The sequence below is a fragment of the Thauera sp. 28 genome, assembly GCF_000310145.2.
Lineage (GTDB): Bacteria > Pseudomonadota > Gammaproteobacteria > Burkholderiales > Rhodocyclaceae > Thauera > Thauera mechernichensis.
Genome location: NZ_AMXA01000004.1, coordinates 160,840 through 184,317, shown reverse-complemented (window position 1 = coordinate 184,317; position 23,478 = coordinate 160,840). Strand labels below are relative to the sequence as shown.

The 23,478-nt window shown below is 65.5% G+C and carries 18 protein-coding genes and 1 riboswitch; of the genes, 5 read left to right on the top strand and 13 right to left on the bottom strand.

What is annotated here, in order from left to right; translation table 11 throughout:
• Positions 1 to 61 precede the first annotated feature (61 nt).
• From C662_RS05445 to C662_RS20640, 4 genes are all read right to left on the bottom strand, one after another.
• Entirely contained in the window at positions 62 to 2,197 is a 2,136-nt protein-coding gene (locus C662_RS05445) for a putative bifunctional diguanylate cyclase/phosphodiesterase (protein ID WP_002925921.1), read from the bottom strand.
• Positions 2,198 to 2,270: 73 nt separating this feature from the next.
• A complete protein-coding gene (locus C662_RS05440) occupies positions 2,271 to 2,945 on the bottom strand; it encodes a histidine phosphatase family protein (RefSeq protein ID WP_232433222.1) in 675 nt (224 codons plus the stop codon).
• 190 nt (positions 2,946 to 3,135) lie between these two features.
• A complete protein-coding gene (locus C662_RS05435; protein WP_002925917.1) occupies positions 3,136 to 3,927 on the bottom strand; it encodes a hypothetical protein in 792 nt (263 codons plus the stop codon).
• Entirely contained in the window at positions 3,920 to 4,297 is a 378-nt protein-coding gene (locus C662_RS20640) for an ATP-binding cassette domain-containing protein (RefSeq protein ID WP_002925914.1), read from the bottom strand. The genes C662_RS05435 and C662_RS20640 overlap by 8 nt, the downstream gene beginning before the upstream one ends.
• A 348-nt stretch (positions 4,298 to 4,645) precedes the next feature.
• A riboswitch (cobalamin riboswitch) is annotated at positions 4,646 to 4,853 on the top strand.
• A 157-nt stretch (positions 4,854 to 5,010) separates the two neighbouring features.
• On the opposite strand from C662_RS20640, the gene C662_RS05425 reads away from it, so the two are divergent.
• From C662_RS05425 to C662_RS05415, 3 genes are all read left to right on the top strand, one after another.
• Positions 5,011 to 7,107: a TonB-dependent receptor gene (locus C662_RS05425; protein WP_002925913.1), complete on the top strand. Its 2,097-nt coding sequence runs from the start codon at positions 5,011 to 5,013 to the stop codon at positions 7,105 to 7,107.
• A gap of 1 nt (position 7,108) precedes the next feature.
• Positions 7,109 to 8,521 (top strand): PepSY domain-containing protein, encoded by a 1,413-nt coding sequence (locus tag C662_RS05420; protein ID WP_002925911.1) that lies wholly within the window; start codon positions 7,109 to 7,111, stop codon positions 8,519 to 8,521.
• A gap of 214 nt (positions 8,522 to 8,735) precedes the next feature.
• Complete coding sequence (locus C662_RS05415; RefSeq protein WP_002925909.1) at positions 8,736 to 9,152, top strand: hypothetical protein; 417 nt, start codon at positions 8,736 to 8,738, stop codon at positions 9,150 to 9,152.
• Between the two features lie 106 nt (positions 9,153 to 9,258).
• On the opposite strand, the gene petA is transcribed toward C662_RS05415, so the two are convergent.
• Together petA and C662_RS05405 are read right to left on the bottom strand one after the other, a co-directional pair.
• A complete protein-coding gene (petA, locus tag C662_RS05410; protein WP_002925908.1) occupies positions 9,259 to 9,846 on the bottom strand; it encodes a ubiquinol-cytochrome c reductase iron-sulfur subunit in 588 nt (195 codons plus the stop codon).
• Between the two features lie 315 nt (positions 9,847 to 10,161).
• Entirely contained in the window at positions 10,162 to 11,334 is a 1,173-nt protein-coding gene (locus C662_RS05405) for an NnrS family protein (protein WP_002925906.1), read from the bottom strand.
• A gap of 172 nt (positions 11,335 to 11,506) precedes the next feature.
• Here C662_RS05405 and chrA point away from each other — a divergent pair, with 172 nt between their 5' ends.
• The gene (gene chrA, locus C662_RS05400; RefSeq protein WP_002925904.1) at positions 11,507 to 12,712 is read left to right on the top strand and encodes a chromate efflux transporter; all 1,206 of its coding nucleotides are present in this window, start codon (positions 11,507 to 11,509) and stop codon (positions 12,710 to 12,712) included.
• Positions 12,713 to 12,725: 13 nt separating this feature from the next.
• Here the strand turns inward: chrA and C662_RS05395 are convergent, their stop codons facing one another.
• Positions 12,726 to 13,361 (bottom strand): cation transporter, encoded by a 636-nt coding sequence (locus C662_RS05395; protein WP_037984186.1) that lies wholly within the window; start codon positions 13,359 to 13,361, stop codon positions 12,726 to 12,728.
• A 99-nt stretch (positions 13,362 to 13,460) separates the two neighbouring features.
• Here C662_RS05395 and cadR point away from each other — a divergent pair, with 99 nt between their 5' ends.
• The gene (gene cadR, locus C662_RS05390; protein WP_002925898.1) at positions 13,461 to 13,895 is read left to right on the top strand and encodes a Cd(II)/Pb(II)-responsive transcriptional regulator; all 435 of its coding nucleotides are present in this window, start codon (positions 13,461 to 13,463) and stop codon (positions 13,893 to 13,895) included.
• A gap of 30 nt (positions 13,896 to 13,925) precedes the next feature.
• Here the strand turns inward: cadR and C662_RS05385 are convergent, their stop codons facing one another.
• From C662_RS05385 to C662_RS05360, 6 genes are all read right to left on the bottom strand, one after another.
• A complete protein-coding gene (locus tag C662_RS05385) occupies positions 13,926 to 15,206 on the bottom strand; it encodes a GGDEF domain-containing protein (RefSeq protein ID WP_002925894.1) in 1,281 nt (426 codons plus the stop codon).
• Positions 15,207 to 15,352: 146 nt separating this feature from the next.
• Complete coding sequence (locus tag C662_RS05380; RefSeq protein ID WP_002925893.1) at positions 15,353 to 16,009, bottom strand: DsbA family protein; 657 nt, start codon at positions 16,007 to 16,009, stop codon at positions 15,353 to 15,355.
• Complete coding sequence (locus C662_RS05375; RefSeq protein WP_037984184.1) at positions 16,006 to 16,431, bottom strand: disulfide bond formation protein B; 426 nt, start codon at positions 16,429 to 16,431, stop codon at positions 16,006 to 16,008. Before C662_RS05375 ends, C662_RS05380 begins: the two co-directional genes overlap by 4 nt.
• Positions 16,432 to 16,672: 241 nt before the next feature.
• Complete coding sequence (locus tag C662_RS05370) at positions 16,673 to 21,820, bottom strand: RecQ family ATP-dependent DNA helicase (protein WP_002925882.1); 5,148 nt, start codon at positions 21,818 to 21,820, stop codon at positions 16,673 to 16,675.
• Positions 21,821 to 22,870: 1,050 nt separating this feature from the next.
• Complete coding sequence (locus C662_RS05365; protein ID WP_002925881.1) at positions 22,871 to 23,152, bottom strand: helix-turn-helix domain-containing protein; 282 nt, start codon at positions 23,150 to 23,152, stop codon at positions 22,871 to 22,873.
• The gene (locus tag C662_RS05360) at positions 23,142 to 23,456 is read right to left on the bottom strand and encodes a hypothetical protein (RefSeq protein ID WP_002925880.1); all 315 of its coding nucleotides are present in this window, start codon (positions 23,454 to 23,456) and stop codon (positions 23,142 to 23,144) included. Before C662_RS05360 ends, C662_RS05365 begins: the two co-directional genes overlap by 11 nt.
• Positions 23,457 to 23,478: the final 22 nt, after the last annotated feature.

The following is a 23,478-nucleotide window of genomic DNA, read 5'->3' as shown; positions in this document are numbered from 1 at the left end:
TGCAGCAAGGCCACGCTGCCGGCCAATGGTTGGCGCACGAGCTCGCACCGCGCTGCGCGCGTCAACGCAGCCGCTGTGCCAGTTCGTCGAGCGGGACCGGCTTGCCGAACAGATAGCCCTGGAAGAACCTGCAGCCTTGCTGGCCAAGCAATTGCTGCTGTTCGCGCGTCTCCACGCCTTCGGCGATCACCTCGAGCCCGAGCGCGTGGCTCATTGCGATGATCGCTTGCACGATGACGGCATCGTCGGCGTCATCGATGATGTCGCGTACAAAGGCCTGGTCGATCTTCAACTGATCGAGCGGGAGGCGCTTGAGATACTGCAGCGAGGAGTAGCCGGTGCCGAAGTCATCCATCGAGAAGCGCACACCGAACGCACGCAGCGCCTTCATCTTGACGATGGTCGACTCGATATCCTCGAGCACGGTGCTTTCGGTCAGTTCCAGCTTGAGCCTGCGCGGCGGGGCACCAGTACGCTCGAGGACGCCGCCGACCTGCTGCACGAAGTCATCCTGGCGGAACTGCCGGGCGCTCACGTTGACCGCGATGCTCAGCTGCGCCGTCCGCGCATCGCCAGCCCAGGCAAGCAGTTGCGCGCAGGCGGTCTCGAGCACCCAATGGCCGATCGGAAGGATCAGCCCGGACTCCTCCGCGAGGCCGATGAAGGCCGCGGGCGGTACCAGGCCGCGCACCGGATGCCGCCACCGCAGCAAGGCCTCGACGCCCCGCAGGTTGTCGTTCTCGTCAACCTGTACCTGGTAGAACAGCTCAAGCTGGTCACGCTCGATCGCGAGCCGAAGCTCGGACTCGAGCGCGATGCGCTCCTCGAGTCGCGCCTGGATGACCGGATCGAAGAAGCGCAGGTTACCCCGGCCTTCGCTCTTGGCCTGGTACATGGCGTTCTCGGCATGCCTGAGGGGGTCATCCAGATTGGCGAGTGGCGTGCCGAAAAGGCTCGCACCCAGACTGGCGGTCGCATACAAGGACTCGCCATCGATCTGGAATGCCCCCGCGAACGCCGCCAGGACCCGCTCTGCGCAGGCTTCGACCTCGCCCACCGCGCTGCCAGCGTCCGCACCGATCGGCCCCAGCAGAATGGCGAACTCATCACCCCCCAGATGCGCGAGGGTATTCCCTTCGCCAACGACCGACTCGAGACGGGCGGCCACTTCGACCAGCAACCTGTCACCGACACCATGTCCGTAGGCGTCGTTGACGCGCTTGAAGTCGTCCAGGTCGAGAACGATGACGCCCGCGTGGCCAAGGTGCTGCTCGCAAGCACGCAACACGCTGCGCATGCGTTCGCGCAACAGCCGCCGATTGGGCAGACGCGTCAGCGGGTCGTAGAAGGCGAGCTGAAAGGCCTGCTCCTCGGCACTGCGCTGGCGTTCGATGGCATTGCGAAAATTGAGCAAGGTACCCGCGATGCGGGCGAATTCGCCTCGCCCGCCCTCGTACATTGCCTCGATGCGTGGCAGCGGGATCTTTGCTTCGGCACTGCGTGCAAGTGTGCTCAAGGCATCGGCGATATCCACCATGTGCGAGCCGGCACGGCGTCCAAGCAGGCTCGCGGTCACGAACAGGCCGATCAGGATGATCAAGCCGGTCAGCAGAACACCGCGGAAAGCGTCGTCGAAGCGTGCTACCTGGGCGGCATTGCGGTCGCGCGCCCGCTCGGCGAGCAGGGACACGATCCTGCTCGAGAAGATCGAGAACTCGCGGTGCTCGATCTGCGCCTGGTCGAGAAAGTCTGCGGCCACCCGTGGATCGACGGCAATCACATCCGTGGTCATGACGATGAATCGCCTGTACTCGCCGAACGAGTGGATGAGCTGCCGCGCGCTGTTGTGGTTGGCGTCGATCACCAGCTCGGACTCGGCCAGGCGCCGAACACGCTCACCCAGCGCCGCCAGCTCTTCGACGATCCGGGTGTGCATGCGGTAGAGCTGCAACTCGTCGAGTTGCCCGGACTTCGCGCCATCGAGCGCAACCGCCATCTGGCGCTGGATAAGACCCATGTCGCGCGAGAAGCTCGCAGCCTCCTCGATCACGACCAGATCTTCGTCCTGGGCCGCCGAGGACAAGTCAAACTGCTCGCGCACACTGGAGAGCGCGCCGTAGTTCACCATCAGCGCCACCAGCACGACGATTCCAAGGGGCAAAAGCAGCAGTAGCAGCACGCTGCGGCCGGCTTTCATGACCGCCTCCGGTGCACGCAGGGCATGCCCACGGACGATCGGCCAATGCGGACACCGCCATGCCACCTCATCGTCACGGCTCCAGCCCAAGCGCCTGCAGCAGGCCCACCCAGTGCCCAGGCTCGATGCTTGCCACGTACTCGAAAGCACCTCCGTCGGCAGCGCCCAGTGGCCTGAAGATCACCATGGTCGCCTCGCGCGGCAGGTAATCCATGATCTCGGCGATATTGGGTCCATGTGCGACCACGACACGGTTGTCGCCGCTCACATCGACCGGCGTAGACAGCCACTCCCGCGTCCGCGCGACGGCAGGCGCCTTCTCCGCCTCGGACATGGTCGCGGTATACATCAGACGCGGGTCTACCTCGACGGGTGCCTGGAAAACCCGACGGGCACTCTCCCTGGCGCGGCAGAACGGGCTGCTGATCACCTTCGAGTACGGCACTCCGAGCCGCGCGAAGTTGGTGCCGATACGGTCCAGAGCGGCACGCCCGGCGTCGGAGAGCGGTCGCTGGCTGGCGCAATCGTCTATCTGCACCGGAATGCGGTCGGGGAAGCGGGCATCGGTCGCGCCATGGCGCATGTAGATCACGAACCCACCGCCGCGCAGGGCCTCGATATGGGCGGGAGACGCCGGTACGACCTCGAAGGACGAGCGTGCAGGAGGCGCGTCGGCAGCGACGGCCGGCAAACCGAGCGCCGCCAGGCACCCGAATACAAGCACAAAGTAGGAACGGACGAACGACATGTCAGCATGCATATTGGGTCATGGATCGGCTGCAGGCCGCATCCGGCGCAGAGCCACTCGTTTGCCCGCAGGCCTGCCGATTATGCCACCTCAAGATGGGTTGCAGGCAAAAATAGTCACAAGCCGCTCATGGTTTTTGGGCTGCATCACGCTGCGAGGTCGCACACCGCCTCACGCAGGCGGATCCAGACTAGCGGCCGAGGGCTTTTCTGCGCAGCGACGCGGCGGCCGCCATGAGTGCAAGCACCACGATCATCACCGCCGGATAGACCTGGTCGAGCACGAGCGCGAGGCCGAAGGCCAGCACATGAGCGCTCGCGCCCAATATGGCGGCCTGCAGCACTGCGGCGCGCAAACCTCTGGCACTTGCCCACACCGACCAGGCCGGGATGAGCACGAGCGCCAAGGTGACGAAGATGCCGCTGGCCAGGGCGCCGGTGGCGAGGATCGCTACCACGGCGAGCTCGCGCGCGAGCGCATGCGCACGTCCGGGAGCGCCGGGCAGCCAGGGCAGCAGCTGATGAGCCAGCAAGGCCTTGGACACGCCGCCGAGCACGGCGGCACCAAGCGCACCGACGACACCATGGGCGACGACGTCCCGCCATTGCACGAGCAGCAACTGCCCCTCGACCGCAGAGGCCGACAACAGCCGTGCCTGGGCGTGGTTGTCAGCGAGCAGCAGACAAGCACTCCATGCCAGCAGCAGGACGAGGAGATGACGCGAACTCGCTACGGCCGCGACTGGCTTGATGAGCCACAGCCCCGCAACGGCCACCAGCATCGCCAGCCCCCAGGCACCGATGAGTAGCGGCCAGCCAGCGATGACGGCGAGCATTGCGCCGAGCACTGCGACCTGTGCGTGGCTGAAAGCCGACAGCGCCTCGTCGCGCAGGCGCAGGATTACGCCGAGCGCCGCGAGCACGGCAGACATGAACAGGCCGAGCACGAAGCCGGGCGCAAAGAGCAGTAGCTGTTCAAGCATCGGTGATGGCCTGGAGGCGGACGTGATGTGCGGACTCGACGGTCTCGGCGTCGTGCGTGACGACCACGATCGCAGGGCCGCCGGCACGCGCCGAGGCGGTCGTCAGCCAAGCCACGAAGACATGGCGGCTCGCTGCATCGAGATACTGGGTCGGCTCATCGAGGAGCAGCAGATCACAGGGCGTGGCGAGCGCCATTGCGAGCAGCAGACGCTGGCGCTGGCCGCCGCTGAGCCGGTCAACACGCTGGCCACGGTCGTCCGGCACCCACGCGTGCGCGAGTTCGGGCATGCCCGCCAGGGCAAGCAGGTCGGCGACGCTGAACGGCCCCGCCTGCAGGCCACGCGCCCGGAACAGCGCCGCCGCACTCATTGCGCAAGGCTGTCCACCCAGTGCTCGATGAGAGCGAAGTAGCTCTCGGCGTCGGCCGTCGCGGGCTCGAGTGCAAGCGCATGCAGCGGCCAGCCGAGTTCATCGGCAACCCGTCGTACCGGCGCCTGCGGCTGGTAGTTGGCATGTTCAACCTCGGATGGAAGTCAGGGCCGTGAGCCGATGAGGCCGCGATGGTAGGGGCCTGCCTTCGTTTTTGCAAGTCTGTTGCAATAAACTGATAGCATCGATGGCGTGCCACCCGGGCGACACCATCGGGATGCACAAGCATGGCAACACCCTGCAGGCTGCACGAGCGCGCAGGTTTGACAGCCCGTCGACCGGCACGCTAACCTGCGCGCCGTTCATGGTTGTCTGCCCTAACCAGCAGACATGAAAAGGGAATCCGGTGCCGCGCCCCGCGCGCTCAACCCGGAGCTGCCCCCGCAACTGTAATCGGCGAGTCCTGCGCCCTCTCTGCCACTGGAATCTTTCCGGGAAGGCTGGCGCAAGGCGATGACCCGTGAGCCAGGAGACCTGCCATGCACATCACCTTCAACAGTTTGGGGCGGGGTGTCCCTGACAAGAGGCATGGCTCACACCATTTCACTTGCTCGTTTTCCTGACGGCTCGAGTGCAGCGCACGGCGCATCCGTGCGCATGGCGCCGCACGCCTGTCCGTCGGAGATCCGCCCTGCCCGCACCGGACCTCCAACATGGCAAAACGATTCCGCTTTCCCCCCACCCGTCTTGCGGCAGCCATTGCGCTTGTCGTTCATGCTCCGGTCTTCGCGCAGGTGACGCTGTCACCGGTCGAGGTCAGCGCCAACCGCGACGCCCCCAGCCTGTACCTGGACGAACCGAGCACCACCGGTAGCCGCACGGGCGTCGCCGCGCGCGAACTGCCGGCCACGACAAGCAGCGTGGACAGCACACAGATGCAGGAGCGCGGCGACTTCCAGGTGCGCGAGGCCATCACGCGCGCCACCGGCATCACGGACATCGGCTCAGGCGGCACCGGCGGCCTGTCGTTCTCGGCACGCGGCTACACCGGCACCAACTCGGTCGGCATCGCCGAAGACGGCATACGCATTCAGACCGGGGCAGGCACCCAGAACTATCCTGGCAGCGCCTGGGGCTATGAACGCGTCGAAGTGCTGCACGGCCCGGCATCGGTGGTGTTCGGCAGCGGCACCGTGGGGGCGACCATCAACGCCGTACGCAAGGAGCCCAGCCGCGTTGCTGCGCAGGAGCTCATGGTCGCCGCCGGCAGCGATGGCGTGAAACGGCTCGGCCTTGGTGCCACCGGCGCACTCGGCGAAATCGCCTCCTACCGCATCGATGCCTACGGGACCCACATCGACGGCTACCGCGACCTCGGCAACTCGCACGGCGGCAAGATCATGAACCGCCTGCGCCTGCAGCCCCGCAGTGACCTGCGCATCGACCTGACCGCAGACCACAGCGTGCAGTACCCCGAGCGCTACTGGGGCACGCCGCATGACAACGGCCGCATCCTGCCCGAGCTCAGGCGCGAGAACTACAACGCCGCAGATGCCGTGATCCGCTATGAGGACACCCGCCTGCGTGCGCGTGCCGACTGGCAGCTCGACGAGCGGATCGCGCTGAGCAACGAGATCTACCGCCTGGAGTCGCAGCGGCGCTGGATGAACATCGAGAACTACAGGCTCAACCTCGCCGCCGACCGGGTGGAGCGCAGCGACTACCTGCATATCCAGCACGAACTGGTACAGACCGGCAACCGGCTCGAGGCAGCACTGAAGCACGGCGCACACCGCGCGGTGGTCGGCTGGGAGGCTGCCCGCGTGGACTTCCGCCACATCAACAACTCACCCTACAGCGGGTCGTCGAACGTCAGCATCCGCGATCCGCAACACGGCAACTGGCTCAGCCCCGACCCGACGCTGGCCAAGTTCGATACCGCATCGACCCTGCACGGCTTCTATGCCGAGGACGCCTGGCAGCTCGGCGAGCGCTGGCTCGTGCTCGCCGGCTTCCGCCACGACCGCGCCCGCGTGGACCGCGACGAACTGGTGGCAGGCACCGACTTCAGCCGCACGCTCAAGGGCAACGCCTGGCGTGTCGGCCTCACCCACTTCCTGAGCCACGACACCAGCCTGTATGCGAACTACGCGACCGGCCATGACCCGGTCACATCGATGATCTCGCTCAACCTGGCCAACGCCGACTTCAAGCTGACCCGCGGCAAGCAGGTCGAAGTTGGCGTCAAGCAAAGGCTGGCCGACGGGCGCGGCGAGTGGACGGCCGCGTTCTACCGCATCGACAAGGACGACATCATCACCCGCGACCCCGACAACTCGGCCCTTTCGATCCAGGGCGGCAGCCAGTACTCGCAAGGCGTTGAGCTGGCTGCTGCGATCACGCCGTGGAAGAGCCTGCGCCTGGAGGGCAACATCACCCGCTTGCAGGCCGAGTTCACCGAGTTCAACGAACGCGTCGGCGGTGTTGCGGTCTCGCGGGCCGGCAAGGTGCCCGCCAACGTACCCACCCTGGTCGCCAACCTTTGGGGCCACTATCGCATCGGCGCGGTACAGACCTCTGTCGGGCTGCGCCACGTCGGCAAGAGCTACGCCAACAATGCCAACTCGCTGGCAATTGGAGCCTATACGGTCGCGGACGCGAGCATCGCCTGGCAGATGGATGCGCGCACTACGCTGCGCCTGCTCGGCCGCAACCTCGCCGACAAGGTGTACGCGACACGCACCTACAACAACCAGTTCATCCTCGGCGAACCGCGGCGCTTCGAGCTGGTCGCCGAGCTGAAGTTCTGACATGACCCAAGGCAGACTTGCGCGCTGGCTGCATCTGGCCCACCGCTGGCTGGGCGTCGGGCTCGGCCTGATGGCGCTGCTCTGGTTCGTCTCCGGCCTGGTCATGCTGTTCGTGGCCCGGCCGCAGCTTGACCAGACAGAGCGCCTGGCCGCGCTGCCTGTGCTCGACCCAGCAGGCGTGCGCGTCACCCCTGCCGCCGCCTGGCAGGCCCTGGGCCTGCCAGGCCAGCCACAGGCGATCCGGCTGAACGCAGCCGACGGCCGCCCGGCCTACCGCATCCTCGCCGGGCAGCACTGGCATGCGGTCGATGCTGCCACGGGGGCGGTGCTGCCGGCGCCCGACGCCGAGGCCGCACGCCGCCTGGTGCAGGCTTTGGCGGACGGGCACGAAGTCGCCCGCGTCGCCGCGGTGGAGGTCGATCAGTGGACCGACTACCGCCGCTTCGACGCCCTGCGTCCGTTCTGGCGCGTCGAGCTTGGCGACGGACGCCACTTCTATGTGTCCACCCGCTCGGGCGAGATCGCACTCGACACCAGCACCGCCGAACGCGCGTGGAACTGGCTCGGCAGCGTGACGCACTGGATCTATGTCACGCCTTTGCGGCAGAACACCCCGCTGTGGCGCAACGTGGTGCTGTGGGCGAGCTTCCTGGCCCTGGCGCTGACGGCCACCGGCTTCTGGCTTGGCTGGCAGCGCCTGCGCATCAAGCGCCGTTACAGCGGCGGCCGGATGACACCGTACCGCGATCCCTGGAAGCGTTGGCACCTCCTGGCGGGCATGGCAAGCACGCTCATCCTGCTCGGCTGGTTGCTCAGTGGCTGGCTGTCGATGGCACCGTTCGGCCTGGCATCCGGCCCACAGCGGATCGTCGGCAACACGCTACCGGCCGTCGCCACGCTGGGCGCACTGCCGCAGCCGGCACCCGACAGCCGCGAACTGGAATGGAGCGGTCTGGGAGGCCATGCGCTGCGCGTCGACCGCCAGGCGCAGGGTTCGCGCATCGTCATCGACGGGCAGTCCGCGCAGGACAGCCTCACGCTGGCCGACATCGACCAGGCGCTACAAGCCATTCCGGGGATCACCATCGCCCGCATCGCATGGCAAGCGGAGGCGGACAGCCGCTACTACGCCCTGCGCCACCACCCGCGCACCTTCCCCGTGGTACGCGTCGAACTCGGGGACGAAGCCGCCACGGTGCTCTACATCTCGCCAGGCAGCGGCCACGTTGCACACACCAGCAACCGCCACGACTTCGCCCAGCGCTGGCTGTACCAGGGCCTGCACCGCCTTGACTTCCCCTACCTCGCCGCCCGTCCCCTGCTCCGGGATGCACTGATCATCGTGCTCTCACTGCTGGGCATCGGTTTCTGTCTCACCGGCTGCCGTCTCGCCTGGAGCCGGCTCGTTCGCTGACACAGCTGCCAGCCGTGACACCGGCCGCCCCCCTGGGGGCGCCGGAGCGGCTCTCCTCACCCCTCTCCTGCGCTGCTGCATGTCATCCGTGCGCCTGTTGCGCGCGCCTTTCATGGCGTTCGAGCCATCGCATCCGTCATACAAAAACCTGGCCCATTGATTAGTATTGGCTTATATTAATGAGCGCTTAACCACCCAGCAAAGGAGTTTCACCATGAAGAAGACCCTCGTCGCCCTCACCATTGCGCTTGCTTCCAGTGCTGCCCTCGCCGACAAGCAGCCGGTCACCGTGGTACTCACCGCCCAAAGCACCATGACCCAGGGCATGGCCATGGTGCTCACCAACCAGATGCAGGAGCAGGGTGCGCAGGTCCATGTGCTGCTCTGCGACCATGCCGGCGACCTGGCGCTCAAGGACGCGGGCGGCGAAGCACTGAAGCCCAACAACGTGACGCCGGCGCAACTGCTCGACGCCGCGCTCAAGAAAGGCGCCACGGCATCGGTGTGCGCGCTCTACCTGCCCAACAGCGGCAAGACCGCGGAAGACCTCAAGGACGGCATCAAAGCGGCCAAGCCTGCAGAGATGGGCGCGGCCCTGCTGGAACCGAACCGCAAGGTAATCGGTTTCTAAAGGCCCTTTCGTACCAGGCGGCCGTGCCAGCGCGCAGTTGGCCCGGCCTTCGACGCCACCGCGGCCTGGCTGTTGCCGGCGCTGTCGAGTGGCGTGGTCGCACTGCTCAGGCCGTCCCGTCATCCTCGCCGATCAGCACCAGGCTGGCCGACAACCATTTGTGCGGCGGGATCTCGAGGTTGGTCGGCGCCGGCTGGCTGCGGAAGACCCGCCCGGCGAGGTCGAAGATCGAGCCGTGGCAAGGGCAGAAGAACCCCCCCGGCCAGTCGGCGGCGATGCCGCTCGCCGCGCCCGTCGTGAACTTTTCCGACGGCGAGCAGCCGAGATGGGTGCAGATGCCGATCACCACCAGGTATTCCGGGTTGATCGAGCGATGGCGGTTGGCGGCATAGTCGGGCTGCTGCGCCTCACCTGACGCGGGATCTGCGAGACGGTCCTCGTGGGCCTCGAGGCCCGCAACCATCTCGGGCGTACGTCGCACGATCCACACCGGCTTGCCGCGCCACTCCACGGTCATCATCTCGCCGGGTGCGAGCTTGCCGACGTCGGCCTCGACGGGCGCGCCGGCCGCGCGTGCGCGCTCGGATGGGGTCAGGCTGGCGATGAAGGGCACGGCGGTGGCAGCTGCGGCCACCGCACCGGCGCTGGAGGTGGCAATGAGGAGTCGACGGCGCTCCTTGAGGGTATCGGACATGGTCTGCGTCTCCTGGGGGCGGTGTAGTGGCGCAGGCTTGCGCGCTTGAAAAGGAAGCGGGGCCGGAGAACAGCGCCGGCCGTCACCACGGGGGGTGATCGCAGAGGGGAACGATCCTTTTGGTGAGCACGACTCGACCCCGCCTCTATCACTATATAAGCAAACACTGTGCCTGGCCGCATCGTCCCCATAAAGGCGGGCGTTGGCCGCATGCGGGTGCATCTCCGGGCTCCATGGCGTCATGCACCCCGTCACCGATGACAGATCTACGCCAACCATGCTGCCATTTCGTCCCTCATGGCAGTCTGTAAAACCTCAGCTGGGAGCGACCTCGGCCGGAGGGCGCAGGCCACTCAGCACCGGATGCACGACCGGGCCGCGCATGGCGGGCCACATGGCGAGCACGAAGAGCCCCCAGCCCAAGCACCAGCACACCGCGGGCTGGCGCAAGGCATCGCCCAGCATGGACAGGGGCTGAAGACGCAGCACGGGCGAAACCAGCACCAGGGCCGCAGCCAGCATCTGCATGCCGGTCGGCTGCAGCCCGCTGCGCGTGCGCAGCATTGCTGCGCGCAGCATGATGCCGAGGCACATCCCGCCCATCGCCCCCATGGTCAAGGCATGCAGGGCCGTACCCGGCCCCAGGCCCCCGGGCCAAGCCCAGCCAAGCAGTGCCGCCCCCTGCAGCACCAGCCCAAGCGCCAGCCAGACCCAGGCGCCATGCAACATCCACACGGCAGGCAGGCCGCCGAGCCGCCACGGCCACCAGCCCAGCCAGCGCATGAACTGCAGGACGCCGGTACAAAGCAGCAGCGCCCCCGTCCATCCAGCCGCACCCTTGCCAAGCGCCATGGCAAGACTCGCCGACAGCAGGCCGAGCGATACCCATTGCGGCCAGTCCGGCGCACGCACGCTATCGGCACGGCCGAGATGGCGCAGCCCTGCCTGGGTGAACGCGGGCACCGCGCGCCCTCCGATCGCGACCATCAGGAGGGCGAAGACGAGTACCCCGAGCAGGCCGGCATCGCCCACCCAGCCACCCGCCCGCTGGCTCGCAAGCAGATACTGTTCAGCCATGCCAGGGCCAAGCGGCGCGAGCGCAAGCGGCACACGCCGCCACATGCCGGCACCGGCTACGCCATGCACCAGCCAGGCCGCGAGCAGGACGTGGAACGCAGCGCCCGGCAGCACCTGCGCCACCACCGGCAGATGCCCCGCCAGGGGCACGACGGCGCGCCCCAGCCCCCACAGACCCACCAAGACCCACAGCACGGCCGCCGGCAGGTGGTGCCGGCCGGTCCAGCTCGGCAGCGCCGTCAGCAGGTAGCCCGCCATCGCCGCACCGCCCATGCCGAAGAGCAGGAGGTGAACGTGGACGAACACGGCATCCTCGCCAGGCGCCAGCCACGACAACCCACCGGCCACGGCGGCGACGCCGGCCAGCAGGAAGAACGGACGAAACGCTGCCTGGCTCAGATCATTGAACATGGATGATTCCCGCTGCTCGTTCCGGCCTCACGGCCGGCAGGCGGCAAGCATAGCCGGACTTTCGCCCGCGCCGCCGATGGCGCCGCACGGCTGGCGACGTCGAGTGTCACATTCACGCGGCAGCATCGCGCTTATGATTGCGCGTTCCCGGCATATACCAAGAGGCGTAACGATGCGCGAGATGGCAGGGCCCGATCGCGGCCCCTGGGCGGTATTCCTGGTGTTCCTGCGCCTGGGCCTGACCTCGTTCGGTGGCCCGGTGGCACACATCGGCTACTTCCGCGACGAGTTCGTGACCCGGCGCCAGTGGCTGAGCGAGCGCAGCTATGCGGATCTGGTCGCGCTCTGCCAGTTCCTGCCCGGCCCGGCCAGCAGCCAGGTCGGCATCGCGCTCGGTCTCAGCCGCGCAGGCTATGGCGGGGCACTGGCAGCCTGGGCGGGCTTCACCCTACCGTCGGCGGTCGCGCTGACACTGTTCGCAATAGGCATCGCCACCCATGCCGAGGCCATCCCGCCTGGTGTACTGCAGGGGCTCAAGATTGCCGCAGTGGCGGTGGTGGCGCAGGCGGTGTGGGGCATGGCACGCAGCCTGTGCCCCGACACGGCGCGCGTCTCCATGATGGCGGCGGCCACTTGTTGCGTGCTGCTGCTGCCCTCGGCGTGGGTGCAGGTCGGCGTGATCGCTGCGGCCGCTGCCATCGGCCTGGCCGCGCTGCCGGCGCGCGAGGCTGCGCCCCAGGACACCTTGCCGATCACGGTGGGGCGCCGGGCGGGCGTGCTTGCGCTCGGCCTCTTCGCCGCCTTGCTCATCGGCCTGCCGATGCTGAGCGCACTGTTTCCGACGCAGACGATGGCGATGGTCGACGCCTTCTACCGCGCGGGCGCGCTCGTGTTCGGTGGTGGCCATGTCGTCCTGCCCCTGCTGCAGAGCGCGGTGGTGCCCAGCGGCTGGGTTGCGAGCGACAGCTTCCTGGCCGGCTACGGCGCGGCGCAAGCCGTCCCCGGCCCCTTGTTCACCTTCGCGGCCTTCCTGGGCGCCTCGATGAACGACGCCCCGAGCGGCTGGCTGGGGGCGTTCATCTGCCTGCTCGCAATCTTCGCGCCGTCCTTCCTGCTCGTTGTCGGCGCCCTGCCGTTCTGGGAGCGCCTGCGCCGGAACACCCGCACCCAGACGGCCCTCGCGGGCATCAACGCGGCCGTGGTCGGGCTGCTCCTTGCCGCGCTCTACGACCCGGTGTGGACGAGCGCGATCCACGGCCCGGCCGACTTCGGGCTGGCGCTGCTGGCCCTGGTGGCGCTGCTGTTCTGGAAGCTGCCGCCCTGGCTGGTCGTGACCGCCAGCGGCCTTGCCGGCTGGGCGGCGAACGCACTGCTCTGATACCGCCTCGACCTCAACCCGCCGGTTGCCCCTGGCGCGCATGAGCCATGTCGCGCCTCGCATGCCTGATGATATCCAGTCCCGACCACAGCGCGAGGCTGGACATCACCAGCGCCACGACCAGATCCGGAAGGCCGCTGCCGGTGCCGAACACCCCGGCGGCAGCAAGGATGACCGCCAGGTTGCCGATCGCGTCGTTGCGACTGCACAGCCACACCGAGCGCATGTTCGCATCGCCGCCGCGAAAGCGGTACAGCAGCAGTGCCACACCTGCATTCGCGAGCAACGCGAGCACACCCACCGCCCCCATGGTCAGCGGCTCGGGCACCAGGCCGTGCTGGAACGCCCACAGGGCACGCACGACGACCGCTGCGCCGAACAGGGTCATCACCACCCCCTTGAGCAGGGCCGCGCGCGCGCGCCACAGCAACCCCCACGACAGCACCATCAGCGACAGCGCGTAGTTTGCTGCATCGCCGGCAAAGTCGAGGGCGTCGGCCCACAGGGCAACCGACCCCACAGCAAGACCGGCGACGAATTCGACCACGAACATCGCCGCATTGACGCCCAGCGCAATCCACAATGCCTGGCGGAAACGCGGGCTTGCCGCACCCGCATCGCAGGTGGAATGAGAACAACAACCAGCCACGGCGCGCTCCTGTTTGTATACGATAGGCGCATCAAACACCCTGTAGCCGCTACAGGGTCAAGCGATCGGATGCGATGTCGCGACGAGGAGAGGCAAGCGATGAAGATCGGCGAACTGGCCAAGGCGGCCCATGTCGAGGTCGAGACCGTCCGCTACTACGAGCGCATCGGGCTGTTGCCAGCACCGGCTCGCAGCGACAACGGCTATCGGGTGTATGCGGGCACACACCTCGAGCGCCTGGCCTTCATCCGCCACTGCAGGGCGCTGGACATCACGCTGGCCGACGTCGCACGCCTGCTGCGCTTCGTCGATGACCCGGCAGCGCAATGCGCCGAGGTCAATACGCTGATCGACACCCAACTCGCCCGTGTCCGCGCCCGCCTCGACAGCCTGCGCACGCTCGAACGCCAACTCACCACCCTGCGCAGCCAATGCGGCACACCCAACCGCGCAGCGCACTGCGGCATCCTGCACGAACTGGAAGCCCCCGCACTCGGTGATGCGTGCGTATGCCACGGCGGGCATACGGACTGAAACACGCTGCCAGCGCGCCCGCCACCTGCCTCAGAAAAGGCTGTCGGCGCTGACGACGCAGTTTCGGCCGCTGCGCTTGGCCTCGTAGAGCGCCTCATCGGCACGGGAGAACAACTGATCGAAGGTCTCGCCAGGACGCAGCGTGGCGAGGCCAAAGCTGGCCGTCACCTCGATGCCGGCCGGGTAGGCAGAGGCAATGCGCTCGCGCAAGCGATCGGCATCGTCTTCGACCTGCGCGGGCGTAGCGCCCAGCAGCGCACACACGAACTCTTCCCCGCCATAGCGCACGAGCAACTGCTCGTCGGACGCGGCCTCGGCCAGGAGTCGGGCAACGGCCACAAGCACCTCATCGCCGCGGGTATGACCATGGTGGTCATTGATGCGCTTGAAATGATCGACATCGATGACCACCAGCGTGAGCGGCTGCTCGTTCTCGCGCGCCGCCTGCAGCAGGCGCGGCATCTCGGCCATGAGGTGATGGCGGTTGTGCAGCGAGGTCAAGGCATCGCGCACCGCCATCTCCTTGACCAGTTCATGCTGCGCCGCCAGCTGCTCGAACAGCATGCGCAACATCAGCAGGTTGCCCAGGCGGGCCGCCAGCTCCTCCGCCACCACTGGCTTGGTCACGAAATCGTTGGCGCCCGCGCGCAGGATCTCCACACGGCGCGCGACATTGTCCAGCGCGGACAAGGCCAGGATCGGCAACTCGGCCTTGCGCCCCGGGAGCGCACGTACGGCGCGGATCACCGAGAGCCCGGTCTGCAGCCCCTCAAGCACGAAGTCGGTGACAACGATCCTGTAGTCCTCGTGGGGCAAGGTCGCAATCGCCTCCTCTGCGGTGCGATAGCGCGACACTTCCAGCCCGAGCCTCTCCATGACTTCGCTGCAGAACTGGGCGGCGGTGTCGCTGTCCTCGACCAGCAGCACGCGGCCGGACAGGCGCCGGTTCGAACGGCGCTCCCACTGCCCGATGTACTGCTCGAGTTCATCGAGCCGTGCCTTGGGAAAACACTCCGTCACCCCGGCAGCAATCGCATCGTCAAACACCCGCTTGTCCGGCGTTGCCGCCAGCATCAGCGCGGGCACCCCTTCTGCCAGCCGACGTCTGCGGACTTCGCGGTAGAACTCGGGGCCGCGCATGTCACCCAGTTCGAGCGAGAAGCACAGGATGTTGTAGCCCCCTTGGGCCAGCGCCTGCAGGCCGGCAACCGCACCGTCGGCCATGTCTACCTCGACATCCCGGCGACGAAAAATCGACTCGATCACCGAGCGCTGGAAGCGCGACGGATCAATGAGCAAGGCCTTGAGCATGGGGTCCTTGGAAGGCGATCACGGCGGCGGGGAGCCCTGCCGCAACGGAGTCGAAAGTATGGCTGCGCGCTTCGCCGCATGTCAAACGCACGCAGGCCGGGCCATCTCGGTGTGACAGACAAGGCGCGGAGTGCAGACGCGCGGGGTCAGGGCTGAACCTTCCCCACCTCCTCCGCCACCAGGCGCGCAAGCTGCTCGGGACCGAAGCTGGGCAGACTGCGTCCGTTGACGAAGAAGGTAGGCGTCTTGCTGACCTGTAGCGCAGTCAGATCCTCGATGTCCTGCGCCAGCACGGCCCGGATCTCTGCAGACGCCATGTCCTGCCGGGCGCGCACCATGTCCAGACCGACGCGTGCCGCCGCCTCGAAGGCGATGCCGACGTCGGGCGCGGAATGGTCGGCCCATTCCGGCTGCGTGGCCAGCAGGGCCTCCAGCACCTCGACATAGAGTCCCTGCTTGCGCGCTGCTTCCATCAGCGTCACCACCTGGTCCGAGCCATGATGGAAGGGCGCGTAGCGCAGCGCCAGCCGGACCTTGTCCGGATGCTGGGCCATGATCTGCTTGACGATCGGATAGAAGGCGCGGCACGTCTCGCAGGCCGGGTCGAAGAACTCGACAATGGTCACCGGTGCGCTCTGCGGTCCGATGATCGGAGTATGCATCCGCACGAGGCGGCTTCCTTCAACGGCAACGCGCGCATCCTGCTCGGCTTGCGTGCGATCTCGGTAGGCATTCATGCCAAAGTAGAACGCCAGGCCGAGAATCAGCAACACGGCGAGCGTCAGCAGTTGTCTTGTTTTCATGCACGGGTCCTTTTCAGATAGATCGTCAGGGCGGCGGCGATGGCGAAGAACGCCGCCAGCGACAGCCAGGGTATCTGGATGTCGCCGAAAATGACCAGGGCCTGCTGGCTGCACGACGGCCCGGTGCCACAGGGCACCCACCACTGCGGCACCCAACCGGCAACCAAGGCGCTGTGATAGACCGCCAGGGCGAGGCCGACAATCGCGAACGGCATCGCATACAGCGCGCCGCGCCTGTCGTCGGCAAACACGGCCATGCCCAGGATAACGGCAAGCGGAAACATGGCGATGCGCTGGTACCAGCACAGCACGCAGGGCGTCATGCCCATCACCTCGCCAATGAAGAGCGCACCCAGTGTGGCGCTCAGGGCGACAGCCCAGGCGGCCATCAGCCACCACCATTGCGTTCGTTTGTTGTGCATCGGTTCAGCCTAGAGGATTGCGGTGAGGATAGAGGGAAGCGCGATGGACCTGCACACTCGCTCAAGAGTTCTCATGGAACGTCAGGTCCCACGGGGCCGTTTCCCCGGCGAATCCCGCACGGTTTGCCGGGGGTCAGGACAGCGGCCTGAGCTGCCATTTGCCAGCGGCTACCGCGTGCAACCTCAATACGGCCGCCTCAATGCGGCAGAAGCATGTCGGGCAGCCAAGCATGGAGCACGATCATCGCTCATCCCCCGCATACTCGATCTCCGGCAGCACAAGCTCCCAAGTTCGGGACCTCAACTGGGCCTGCCCCTGAGCGCCCTCTTTCGCGTGGCGCACGAGTATGGCAGCCACGCGGACCGCGACAATCCTGGCCGAGGGCGGTTGGAACTTGGATGACATCCGCCCAACTGCCACCCCGGCCGCGTTGGCAAGCTCCCAGCCTCCCTCGTCGCGTGGCCGCATGGTGAGCGGATCGCCGATGTCGAGTGCCGCCAGTGCCCGGTGAATAGGCGCTTCAGGAGCAAAGTAACCAGGCCATGAGAGCACGATCTTCTCGGGGTCCGCGCGCCATATGCGATTGGCCATGCGGCACTTAGATGCCATCACGGCTGGCCGTGACCGCAAGGTCAGCCCATCAGCATCGTGCACGAAGGGGTGCTCCCCCCCAAGACGCTCGCACAAGGTGAGCGACTTGCGCGCCCGCGTCATCCCGACATAGTAGAGCCGTCTCTCGTCGTCCCCTCTACCCAGCCAGCCGCCGCTATCGAGGATCAGGACATGGTCGAACTCCAGGCCCTTGGCCCGGTGTGCGGTCATGAGCACCATTGGTGCGTTGGGTCGAAACCCCCCGATTGCCTTTCCGCCAGCGCCAAAATCATAGAGCGCTTCGACGAGATCGTCCGCGACCAATTCGGCATCGGGGGCTGATGAGTCGATGTCCTCGATGAACTGCGCAAGCACAGCACGCTGTGGGTGAGCAATCCGACTGTCCGTCGAGATCTTGAAGCGTAAGCGAAACCAACGCCCAAGCGCCCCCGCACGGACCAGCACACGCCGCCGCCGTGCACGGCGATCTTGCCCGCGAAGCAACGCAAGGAGCGCATTCCCTTCTCGCAGGGTGTGCAGGCTGAGCTGGCCGGTGTCACTCAGCATCTGAACGGGAACGCCGCGAATACGACATTGGGCGGCCAAGTGCTCGAGATCCTCCCAGCGGCGAGCGATCACTGCGAAGCGGCCCCATTGCCCGGCTTCGCCACGTGCCATCAGGTCATGCAGGCGCTGAAGTTCTTTCAATGCGACTTGGGCTTCCTGGCCCGGATCATTCGGCACTTCGAGCACATGAACGCGACCGGCTGCAAGCGAATCGCGCTCGGCCAGCTCCCCGCCATCTGCATGGTCGCGACGCGCATGGTTCACACGGATAGCCTGTCCCGACTTCATCCGATCGCGTGCGCGCTCGATCACCCGGTTTGCAGAATCGATGATGTGGCGTGACGAGCGGTAGTTCTCGACCAGCGTGTAGCGACGTGCCGCGTAGTCGGTCTCGAACTGTCGGATGTAGCGCACACTGGCACCATCGAAGGCATAGATGTTCTGGTCGTCGTCGCCGACCACCATCAGCGAAACGCGATCTTCCTCAGTCTTCAAGCTTCGCCCTGCAACCGCGCTGATGAGATCGTAGTGATCGCCATTGATGTCCTGGTACTCATCGACCAGGAGGAAACGCAGCCCAGCAAGCACCCGGTCGCGAAGGATGGACGGGCCGAGGTCGCCGTCATCGCCTTTTTCGGTTGCGCTTAGATAGCGCGTGGCCTTGCGAATCACCTCGCCAAAATCTACCGCTTCGCCATGTTCGAGCGCGACGGCATAGCTTGTCCCTGTCAGTCTCATCGCCAAACCGTGCAAAGTCTGTACCGTAACGCCAGCCGCATCGGCGCCTACGAGCGCCCAAAGGCGACGGCGGATCTCATTCGCGGCTGAGCGGTTGTAGGCGAGTACCATGATCGCAGCAGGAAGCACCATGCTTTCGCGCAGTAGCCAGGCCACGCGATGAACGATCACCCGCGTCTTGCCCGAACCGGGGCCGGCAAGCACAAGGTGGTTGCCTTCGAGTGGTGCGGCGACGATGGCCTGCTGCTCAGGATTGGCAAGTTCGGTGAGGATGCGACGATGGGCAGCTTCAGTCGTCGCCATCTCAAGCACGTCCTTGCGCCCGGCGAAGTAGCGTCGCACGAACTCGGCGCGGTCCAGGCTGAAGTAATCGACGATGAAGTTCATCGCCGCTTGGATCTTGCGCGCTGCGAGCTTGGCGTATTCAGCCATGACATGTACTTGGACAATCTTGTCCTTGTAGTGCAAGGCGAGCTCCGCATAGTCAGACTTCTTGAACTGGCGACGGCGTGCCTCGGCATCAAGCTCGATGCGCATCGCAGACCGGAACACCGCTTTGCCGCGCGCCAGGTGCAGCACCTCGTTGGCGTCGAGGTACAGCAAGGCAGCAGCCAGCGCTGCGTCCCACTTCGATACGTCGAGATCAGCTAGCGTAGTGTCGCTCTGCAGCGCGATTTCGAGCTCCCCCTGCTTACAGGTGACGAGCAGCATGTTGCCTTGTCGACGACGCTGGAAATCGGCGACGAGTGCACCGGCCAGCCGCATGCGGCGCTCCCGGATGGTGTCAATTGCTCGCCAGTCGCGGAGCAGCTTGATGTAGCGGGTCTCCGCCGTGTGCGGACGTAATGCAAAAAATCCTCGGTTACCCGGCCCTTCGCCGAACGGCTCTGCAAAGGACTTCAACAAACGCGTGAGCCGTTCCGGGTCGAAGTCGACCTGAGCGTCACGTCTCAGGGTGTCGCACAAGTGGCGTACATTCAGAACCTGCCAGCCCTCGTCAGCAGCATCGGGCGCTGCTTCTCGCAGGTTTGCGACAAGGGCGTTCTCCAGTCGCGCCAGTTCATCCAGCCGCTGAGCCGTATCCGGATCGCGGTAGAAGGTCACACCGATCTCGGTATCGTTCGACAGCAGCTTCCAACGATCGAGTTCGCGCAGCATGTGCTGGAGCGTTCTGGAGTCCTGGCCCGTTGCCAACATCAGCTCGTCGGTGGACACCCCCTCGTCATCCTCGCCCTGGATGAGAATGCCAAGGATCCGCAGATAAGGCTGGATGTCGGTGTTGGGGCCAAGCTTCTTTTCCAGAATCGCCCGCGCCTCATCCTCGCTCGCCACCAGCAAGCTCCCGGGGAACACATTGGTGCGATTCTCGTGACGCTCAAGCAGCCGCGCTTCCTCGAGCCAGGCAACGGCGATTCGCACCTTCGTGTCGGCGTCGCTCGCGTCCGGGTCGATACGGTGTGCTTCAGGGATCTCAAGCAGGATCTCGCCGCTGGTCACTACCACCTCGCCATCGCTGCGGTCTTTGCGCTGGATGGTGCGCAGCGCCTTCAGGATGGCCCCGATGTCATGCTGAGTGAGTCGGGAGTTTTTCAGAAGGCGAAACTGGACGTCCAGATCCGCTTCGTCATAGAGCAGGATGCAGCGCGCCGGTGCCTGGTCGCGTCCGGCACGACCCGCTTCCTGCAGATAGTTCTCCAGCGAACCTGGCGTATCAAGGTGGATCACCAGGCGAACGTCCGGCTTGTCCACCCCCATGCCAAACGCGTTGGTCGCAGCGATCACGCGTAGGGTACCCGCGAGAAACGCCTCCTGTACCGTGCGCTTGTCAGTGGGCAGCATACCGCCATGGAAATGGCCGCAGGCCAGTCCAGCCTCTTTCAGGAATTGAGCGAGTTCCTCGACCGTCTTCTGACGCGCGCAGAACACGATGGCGCCACCGTCTTCGCGCAGGGCGTCCTGCAATAGTCGCAACACCTCGCCGTATTTGGCCTGCACCGGGACGGGGCGGACCTCATAGTTCAGGTTTTCTCGGCTGACTCCGCCTTCCAGACGATCAAGTGTGAAACCGAGCCGCTTCTCGAAATGTGCGCAGATATCGTCCACGACGTCCGGCTTGGCCGTGGCCGTGAAGCAGAATACTGGCGAGGGCTTGTCCTTCTGTCGCGCCTTGATGAAGCGTGAAACGTAAAGGTAGTCTGGACGGAAGTCGTGCCCCCACTTGGACAGACAGTGGGCCTCGTCAAACACCCATGCACCCACCTCGCGATGCTTGAGTGCGTTGGCAAATGTCGAACTGCGAAACTGCTCTGGCGCGACAAAAATCAGCCCTAGGTCGCCCAGGCGCAATTTGTCGAGCATCGCCCGGCGCTCCAAGGGGTTGAGCATGTTGTTGAGATAGCCTGCGCAGGTGGCCCCCCGAGCCTCCAAGTTGTCGACCTGATCCTTCATCAAGGACTGCAAGGGCGAGATCACGACCGTCAAGCTGCCGTTTCGGTAGTAGCGCGCAAGCGCTGGCAACTGGAAGCACAGTGACTTTCCGCCCCCAGTCGGCAAGATGGCCAGGGTGGGACGTCCGGCAAAGCCGTTCTCAACGATCGCACGCTGCAGGGAGCGGCCGTCCGCTGTAGCGGGCGCGGAACGGAAGCGGGTAATTCCGGGAAAGCAGCGCGACAGGAGCGCTTCTAGATCGTGCTGTTCCTGACACCAGGAGCACGCGGGGTCAGCACACGGGGTGTCACGCAGGATGGCGATCGCCTCGCGCACCCGAGGAAAACTCAGGTTCACCCAAGGTGGCAAAACCGAATTGCCACCTGCCACACCCAGCCATGCCAGCACGTACGCCAATGGCTTGTGCCAATCCGGGTTGATCAGGAATTGGTCGACCACCAGCCGTTGCCCGGTGATACACACCTTGCCACGCGTCATACGCTCCCAAGCGGCGCGGGTGTCTGCTAGTGAAGGCCTGAGTGCGCGGCGCAGGGAGGCAAACAGGTTGGCCACCCCTTTCCCGTCCTCCGTGGCGAGCAGGAAATGCAGGCACAAGGCCTCATCAGGGTGGTCGGCGACGCGCAAGCGCAGCGCCTCGCTCTGGTCGAGAAATAGCGCGTAGGCCAGCTCTGCATCGCGTACCGGATCGTTACGCGTCGTCGTGCACAGCTTGTAGTCCTTCACCAAGCGGTGATAAGGGTTCTGCGGAAACGCGACGGGGGAAAGCTCGAGCGTGTCGATCAGGGGCAAGCGATGCAAGGCCAGCCCGGGATGCAGAGCCGCCAAGGCCGGCTGATCAAACGCGACGACGTTGTGCCCGAGCACGAAGGCCGCGCCTGCGGTGATCGCGTCGAGCCTGGTCGCAAGATCTGGTGCGCGGCCATTGAGCTTGATACGCGCATCCAGATCAGGTCGATAGGCCCCGACTTCACGAAGGACCATGCGGTCCTGGCGCGTCGTTTCGATGTCGAGGCACAGACATCGGGCACGGGGCAGGTCTGCCATGACTATGGGTTTATAGGGGTAACCACCAGGATTGTAATTGACATTCGAATGCCGTTACTCCCGGCAGACACTCGGGTGCTTGACATGTGACGCCTCAAGAGCAGGCTCAAGATCGAGACTGAACTGGCGGGCAGGCCGAGGTCTGCCATCATGGCCCCCTCACACTGATACCTTCTCCCCATACCCCATGAACTCGACCACGCACTTCGACCAAAGCGCCGCCACCTGGGATGCCGACCCGATGAAGGTCGCACGGGCAGAGGCTGTTGCACACGGCATCCGCAGCGAGGTTCCGCTCAGCTCGGCGATGCGCGCCCTCGAGTATGGCTGCGGTACCGGCCTGCTGAGCTTTGCCTTGCGGGCCGAGCTCGGGGAGATCGCGCTGGCGGAGCGGTTGCGGTTTGCGCTGAATGCGGCCAGGGCGTTGTCATCCAGCGCAAGGCCCGGCGCAGTCAGGAATCGGATGAGAGTGTTTCCACGGGCGCCGACAGTTCACGCCAGCGCAACCACTGCCCACAGGCAGAACGCACGCCACGCAGGCTGCGGTGCCACGGCCCCTCGATGCAGACGCCGCGTACCGTCGGGGAGGCGACCTCGACCGTGTCCGGTGCGTCGCCGGGCCGCCGCCGACCATGCCAGCGATCACAGCTGATGCACCGGCGCTCGCTCAAGGGTTGGATCAGGGGCATGTGCACTCGATTTTCAGGTGGGTGGCACCGGTCGATGCCGAGGCGCGACGCTTCTACCAAGACAAGGCCGTACAAAAGGTGAGCGCACGGAAGGCGCATGAAAGCCCCCCGCGAGCTGCAACTTCGACCGACGACCTGTCTTCGACCTCGGCTACCGGTGGCTTGATGGCGTAATCAGGCCGCAATGTGTTGGTCACCTGCCTTTCGAGCGTCGGGCGACGGCGAACGGCGGCTTCTCCGTCCTGCCAACTGGAACTACCGACCCTGAGCCGCGTGATGACGTTATCAAGCTAAACGGCAACATGCCGGTCACCAAGCTGCCGTCCGTGCGGCTCTTTGAAAATACCCGATGTGAATTTATTTACATACGTAACTCTTGCAAGACTTCAGGGTGAGAAACGGCAACACGGAGCAACGTCTTGGCCGCACCCGTAGGCGAGCGACGCCCCTGCTCCCACTCCTGCAGCGTTCTGGCTGACACTCCGAGCAGATCCGCAAAAGCTTGCTGAGACAAGCCCATCTTTGCACGAGCCTCAGCTGCTTCGGACAACTCGACACGCGTGGTGCGTACGGCCTCGCCACGCCTCATTTGCTTGACGGACTCAAGCAAATCCTGCTGGAACTTTTCGATTTCAGAGGGCATCTTCGACTCCTTGCTTTAACTCCGCCAAGAAGGACGTGGGGAGATTGTCGAACTTGGCTTTCTTGTAGGCGATCAAGAGCCAAATGGTTTCGGTGTTCGCGTTGAAGTAAATGATCCTGGCGCCACCGCGTTTTCCTTGTCCCGCAGATGTCCAACGGACCTTGCGGCAGCCGCCACTTCCCCGGATCACGTCACCGGCTTCTGGATTGGCTGCAATCCAGTTGATGAACTCAGCGCGCTCGGCCTCCGACCAGATTTCACTGGCATAGCGCTGGAAGATAGCGGTTTCAGCAACTGTTCTCATATGCGAACTATACGTCATTGAC

Bases quoted from the DNA above. Each gene is read 5' to 3' on its own strand.
- C662_RS05435 (WP_002925917.1), bottom strand. From the start codon at position 3,927: ATGCTTGAACAGCTACTGCTCTTTGCGCCCGGCTTCGTGCTCGGCCTG.
- C662_RS05440 (WP_232433222.1), bottom strand. From the start codon at position 2,945: ATGTCGTTCGTCCGTTCCTACTTTGTGCTTGTATTCGGGTGCCTGGCG.
- C662_RS05425 (WP_002925913.1), top strand. From the start codon at position 5,011: ATGGCAAAACGATTCCGCTTTCCCCCCACCCGTCTTGCGGCAGCCATT.
- C662_RS05380 (WP_002925893.1), bottom strand. From the start codon at position 16,009: ATGAAAACAAGACAACTGCTGACGCTCGCCGTGTTGCTGATTCTCGGC.
- chrA (WP_002925904.1), top strand. From the start codon at position 11,507: ATGCGCGAGATGGCAGGGCCCGATCGCGGCCCCTGGGCGGTATTCCTG.
- C662_RS05360 (WP_002925880.1), bottom strand. From the start codon at position 23,456: ATGAGAACAGTTGCTGAAACCGCTATCTTCCAGCGCTATGCCAGTGAA.
- cadR (WP_002925898.1), top strand. From the start codon at position 13,461: ATGAAGATCGGCGAACTGGCCAAGGCGGCCCATGTCGAGGTCGAGACC.
- C662_RS05405 (WP_002925906.1), bottom strand. From the start codon at position 11,334: ATGTTCAATGATCTGAGCCAGGCAGCGTTTCGTCCGTTCTTCCTGCTG.
- C662_RS05415 (WP_002925909.1), top strand. From the start codon at position 8,736: ATGAAGAAGACCCTCGTCGCCCTCACCATTGCGCTTGCTTCCAGTGCT.
- C662_RS05385 (WP_002925894.1), bottom strand. From the start codon at position 15,206: ATGCTCAAGGCCTTGCTCATTGATCCGTCGCGCTTCCAGCGCTCGGTG.
- C662_RS05375 (WP_037984184.1), bottom strand. From the start codon at position 16,431: ATGCACAACAAACGAACGCAATGGTGGTGGCTGATGGCCGCCTGGGCT.
- C662_RS05420 (WP_002925911.1), top strand. From the start codon at position 7,109: ATGACCCAAGGCAGACTTGCGCGCTGGCTGCATCTGGCCCACCGCTGG.
- C662_RS05445 (WP_002925921.1), bottom strand. From the start codon at position 2,197: ATGAAAGCCGGCCGCAGCGTGCTGCTACTGCTGCTTTTGCCCCTTGGA.
- C662_RS05370 (WP_002925882.1), bottom strand. From the start codon at position 21,820: ATGGCAGACCTGCCCCGTGCCCGATGTCTGTGCCTCGACATCGAAACG.
- C662_RS05365 (WP_002925881.1), bottom strand. From the start codon at position 23,152: ATGCCCTCTGAAATCGAAAAGTTCCAGCAGGATTTGCTTGAGTCCGTC.
- petA (WP_002925908.1), bottom strand. From the start codon at position 9,846: ATGTCCGATACCCTCAAGGAGCGCCGTCGACTCCTCATTGCCACCTCC.
- C662_RS20640 (WP_002925914.1), bottom strand. From the start codon at position 4,297: ATGAGTGCGGCGGCGCTGTTCCGGGCGCGTGGCCTGCAGGCGGGGCCG.